Origin of the sequence: Brachyspira sp., assembly GCF_050873525.1 — a bacterium.
GTDB lineage: Bacteria > Spirochaetota > Brachyspiria > Brachyspirales > Brachyspiraceae > Brachyspira.
The window spans coordinates 1-5,210 of sequence record NZ_JBNMIZ010000188.1 but is presented as its reverse complement, the minus strand read 5'-3'; the positions used below and the strand labels follow the sequence as shown (position 1 = coordinate 5,210).

The 5,210-nt window shown below is 29.6% G+C and carries 5 protein-coding genes; 3 read left to right on the top strand and 2 right to left on the bottom strand.

What is annotated here, in order from left to right:
- Positions 1-139 precede the first annotated feature (139 nt).
- The 3 genes from rsmH to ACR0QS_RS10765 are packed head-to-tail and all read left to right on the top strand — an operon-like array spanning position 140 to position 2,945.
- A complete protein-coding gene (rsmH, locus tag ACR0QS_RS10775; protein ID WP_432633450.1) occupies positions 140-1,039 on the top strand; it encodes a 16S rRNA (cytosine(1402)-N(4))-methyltransferase RsmH in 900 nt (299 codons plus the stop codon).
- Positions 1,040-1,066: 27 nt separating this feature from the next.
- Positions 1,067-1,408, top strand: coding sequence for a septation ring formation regulator EzrA (locus ACR0QS_RS10770; protein WP_432633449.1), 342 nt, complete (start codon positions 1,067-1,069; stop codon positions 1,406-1,408).
- A 1-nt stretch (position 1,409) separates the two neighbouring features.
- Positions 1,410-2,945: a UDP-N-acetylmuramoyl-L-alanyl-D-glutamate--2,6-diaminopimelate ligase gene (locus ACR0QS_RS10765; RefSeq protein WP_432633448.1), complete on the top strand. Its 1,536-nt coding sequence runs from the start codon at positions 1,410-1,412 to the stop codon at positions 2,943-2,945.
- A 10-nt stretch (positions 2,946-2,955) separates the two neighbouring features.
- Here ACR0QS_RS10765 and ACR0QS_RS10760 read toward each other — a convergent pair whose 3' ends face one another.
- Together ACR0QS_RS10760 and ACR0QS_RS10755 are read right to left on the bottom strand one after the other, a co-directional pair.
- Positions 2,956-4,362, bottom strand: a complete 1,407-nt coding sequence (locus ACR0QS_RS10760; RefSeq protein ID WP_432633447.1) for a tetratricopeptide repeat protein — start codon at positions 4,360-4,362, stop codon at positions 2,956-2,958.
- An 83-nt stretch (positions 4,363-4,445) separates the two neighbouring features.
- Entirely contained in the window at positions 4,446-5,156 is a 711-nt protein-coding gene (locus tag ACR0QS_RS10755; protein ID WP_432633446.1) for a periplasmic-type flagellar collar protein FlbB, read from the bottom strand.
- Between the last annotated feature and the right edge of the window lie 54 nt (positions 5,157-5,210).

Sequence of the window (5,210 nt, the reverse complement as noted above, 5' to 3'; positions counted from 1 at the left end):
GTATAGTATAGTATAGTATAGTATAGTATAGTATTTTGCATGAATTTTCTACCAATTTTTAATTTCGATTAATTATAATATATTTGATAAAAAATGTCAACATATAATTTATATAATAAAAAAACCGATAATATTATAAATGAATAATATTGAAGATGAAATAATTCATAAACCAGTTATGATTAACGAAGTTTTAAGTTTTATACCCGACAATTCGAATATCGTTATAGACGCCACTTTGGGAGAAGGAGGACATACAAAAGCTATGCTCGATTTGAATCTTGAAGTTCATGGTTTTGAAAGAGATAAAAATATTTTGGAAATAGCGAAAAAAAGATTGTCGAATTATAAAAAATTTCATTATTATAACGACACTTACGATAAAATGATTGGTTCGCTTCCTAAAAATATAATCGGAAATGTAGATTTTATGCTTTACGATTTGGGAGTTTCGATGTTTCATTTCAAAAAAGCCGAAAGAGGATTTTCTTTTAACGAAAATAATAAACTCGATATGCGGCTCGGAATAAACGAAAAAAATGCCTACGAAGTGATTAATCAATACGGTAAAAAAGATTTGGAAAGAATATTTAAAGAATACGGAGAGATTAAAAATCCATCAAAATTAATCGATGCGATAATAAAAGAAAGAGAGAAAAAAAATATAGAAACCGCAAAAGAATTGGAAAATATAATATTTCACAATTCGGATAAATCAAAAAAATACGGCAAAATAAATCCCTCGACTTTAATATTTCAAGCCGTGAGAATAGAAGTAAATGACGAACTTAATATATTAAAAAAATCAATAGAAAATATAAAAAATATTTTAAAAAAATACGGAGTTATAGTTATAATAAGTTATCATTCTTTGGAAGACAGAATAGTGAAAAGATTTTTTAAAGACAACGAAAAAACAAAAAATAAAGACGGAATATTTAAGCTGCTAAATTCTAAAGTTTTAACTCCGACAATCGAAGAGATAAAATTAAATCCCGCAAGCAGAAGCGCAAAAATGAGAGCGGCGCAATTATTATAAATTAAAATAGAAAATGTAGAGGCAATCATGAGAAGAAGGTTAAAAGAAAATAAAACGAAAATTGGAAATGTCGAAAAAATAGAAACAAAAACTTATCCTATAGGTTCGCTTTTTATAATCATAATATTATTTGTCATTGTTATAAGCGTATTCACATTTATAAGAAATATAAAATCAGACGAAATTTTAATGGAACTTTCAAGGCTCGATAAAGAAATAGAAAAACTTGAAAAAGAAGTTAAAGTATTAAATGCCGAAGAAGTCAAATTATCTTCCCCAAACAGATTCATAGAAACTGCGATAATAAACGGATTCAATTCCGCGGCAAGCGATAACGATATAATTTATTTAAAAATAAAATCGAATTAACATGAAGTATTTTAAAGAGCTGATTAAAGGCTATAAAAATTTTGATTCAAAAAATATAACTAAAGGATGCCTAAATACAAAAATTAAAAATATATCCTACAATTCAAAATTAATTAAAAAAGATTATATATTTGTCGCAATTAAAGGAACTAAAGATGATGGGCATAAATATATTGAAAATGCGATTGAAAATAAATCAAAAATTATAATATACGATTGCAGCTACGATAAGAAAAAAATAAAAGAATTAAAAAGTAAATATGATAAAGTATATTTTATAGGCGCTAAAAATCCAAGAGAGATTCTCGCTTATATGTCGGCAAAATTATTTGACGAACCGACAAAAAAAATTAATACAATCGGAATAACGGGAACGAATGGAAAAACAACGACAAGTTATTTATTAAAATCGGTTTTGGAAAATAATAAAAATGAAAACAAAACTGCTTTAATCGGCACTATAAAAAATATGATTGGAAAAAGCGAAATTAAAACAAACCTCACTACTCCCGAATCTATAGATTTGGAAAGTATATTTAATAAATCTCTCAAAAAAAATGTCTCTCATATAGTCATGGAAACTTCTTCGCAAGCGCTCGCAATGAACAGATGCGATTATTTGAATTTCGATACGGCAATATTTACTAATATAACGGAAGACCATTTGGATTATCATAAGAACATGAAAAATTATTTGAAAGCAAAATTAAAACTTTTTGATTTATTAAAAGAAAGCTGCAAAAAGAAAAAATTAGCGATAGTAAATATTGATACGGATTATTTTAAAGAAATTTCAAATCATATAAAAAAATTAAATCTCAAAATGATAACCTACGGATTAAACGAAAAAGCCGATTATTACGGAAAAATTATTTCTTTAAATTCAAAATCAACGGAATACAAATTTTACGCGAAAGGAAAATTTATTTCAAAAGTAAAATTATCAATGCTCGGAAAATTCAATATATTAAATTCTTTATCCGTTTTGGCTTATGCATGCGAATATAAACTAGATATAAAAAAAGCGATAAAATCTATAAGCAAAGTTCAAGTCGCGGGAAGATTTGAAATAGTGACTAATGAAAAACATCCTTTTATAGTCGCCGTAGATTATTCACACACGCCCGACAGTTTGGAAAATATTTTAATCGAAGCAAAAAAATTAAATCCAAATAGAGTTATAGTCGTATTTGGATGCGGAGGAGACAGAGACAGAAATAAGCGCCCGATAATGGCAAAAATAACGGCAAAATATTCCGATGTTTCAATTCTAACAACCGACAATCAAAGAACGGAAAGCATAGAACAAATAATGTCCGATATAGAGGCGGGATTTGAAGGATTAAATTTCAATTATAAAAAAATAATTGACAGAAGAGAAGCGATAAAAGAGGCTATAAAAGAGGCGAAAGAAAACGACATAGTTATAATCGCTGGCAAAGGACATGAAACTTATCAAATATTTCCCGATAGAACTGTAGAATTTGACGATAGAAAAGTAGCAAGAGAATTTTTAAACGAATTTTTTAAATGTTAATAATTTTAATTTATAAAACCCAGTCGAGTTTTTCTTCGCTTCTTGTCACTCCGACAGGCAAATTTGTAAAATTAGATTTTTCAACCAAACTTTCCAAACGCTTTATTCCCACTATATCTATTCTTGAAATTGTTGCGTATCTTATCGCATCGGGACTCGCCATTGCGCTTGTCACCAAAATCGAATTGACTATATTATAACTTACCGCATAATCGTATAATTGTATCAACTCTTCATTAAATATCGGGCTGTAAGACTTTCTGAAGAAAATTACTTTTTTTGTGGAATGCAAACTCTTTCCTTCTTTTGCAAATATAATCAAATATTTTTTATCTGTGGTTTTCAAAGAATACGGAATTAAATTCATGCAGGAAACTATTTTCAAAGACCTTTCCGCAAATTCGTCTCCTTCCAATCTGAAATAATTTTTAATTCCTTCGCTGTATCTCGATTCTTTATATTCTATCAATTTTTTACCGACATCTTTATAATTGGAATCTATAATAATAATATTTTCCAAAACTTCTATCGCTTTATTTATATTTTTCATTTTATCGTAGCATTCTACCAAAGTGTAGAGAACGGCTAATTTTAATCCTTTATCGGGGCTGTTGTATTCTATCGCCAAATCTAAAGCGGTTATCGCAAGTTCTATATTGTTTAATTCGATATAGCATAACGCGATTTCATACAAAGATTTAACGGCATAGATTTTATCATGCGAAGAGACTTTATAATATTTGATTGCGCTTTTATAATTTCCTCTGCCTTTATAAGCTCGTCCCATATTGTAATTCAATAACGAGTCGCTTTGGTTTTTCTTTATAACGGTTTCCATTATTGAAATGGCTTCGACATAATTCTCCATATTTACCAAGCAGTAAGCCTTATATTTTAAAGCGTCTTTATTAGTTTTATCTAGTTCCAAAACATTATCGAAATATTTAAATGCCGTTTCATACTGTCTGTTGTCGTAATATATTATTCCAATTTCCATAGAAACTACGCTTTTATAATTATTATCCAATTTTAATAAAGTAAGAAATTGAGATAAAGCTTCTTCGTTTTTTCCAATTTTACTCAAAGATTTTCCAAGCGATAAAACGACTTCGGGGGAATAATAACCTTCGTCAAGAGCATGTCTATATTCCACGATGGCAAAAGGATATTCTTCCGTATTAAAATAACAGTCGCCTATCATTGCATGAACTTTCGCCCTTTCGCTTTCGTCAACTTTACTTTTTGAAAGAATGCCTCTAAATTTTTCTATAGCCAAATCGTTTTTTCCTTCGCTTGCAAGTCTTTTAGCTTTTTCAATATCCGAAACGATATACTTAAAAGATTTAGACAATATTTTTCCAGCAATCAAAAGGAGTATGCAAAATACCGATAAAAAAACTATAATATATATGCCCATAAAGATTCTTAAATTATTTAAAATTTTCTTATAATTATGTTAATATAATTCGGAATTAATTTCAATATGTAAAGAAGTTTATTTTACGCGCCCATATCCATTATTCCGTCATTTAGCATATTATCCGTTTCTGGATATGAAGGAAAATCGTTAGGGGAAGACGGAACTGTATTATTTCTTGGGTTGGTTCTCGCTTCGTATTTTTCAAGTATTCTCGCCGCAACTGACGCGTCCATCAAACTTAAAAGATAAGAGGTTGTGCTGTTTCGTCCTTCGGTAGCCGCTATGGAATCCATTTCTAAAAGAACATCTATAACCAAATCGTCCGAACCGTTTTCAGCCAACTGATTAAGAAGCGCGACTGAATTTTGAGGAGGCATGCTGTTAATTTTATTTGCCAAATCGGTAAGAACCAACTGATACTGCGCCGATTCGTCCATAGTAGCCTGATAATTAGACCAGGCGCTTAATAAATTTTGTCTGTCCTGTTCTATCAATTCCGATTGTGAATTTAATTCAATCGCCCTGCTTGCAATTAAAGATTCCTGCGCCTCGATATCTTTTTCCCGCAAATTGAAAGATTCTCGCATTTTAGCCAAATCGTCTCTTGCCAAAAGCGACATATCTTCCACTCTCGCCCTTTGAGTAAATCTTGCCAAAAGCGGAATATTCGGAGCAATTTTAGTTCGCATTAAAGTATAATAATTTACTACTCCGAAAATATCGAACATATAAAGCAAAGCCGTAAAAGCTATCAAATTAACTATAATCAAAATCGCTATTTTAAATTTCATAATTTATATCGCCTCAATCTAATAACTTTATTATAATTAAAAAATAATAATATG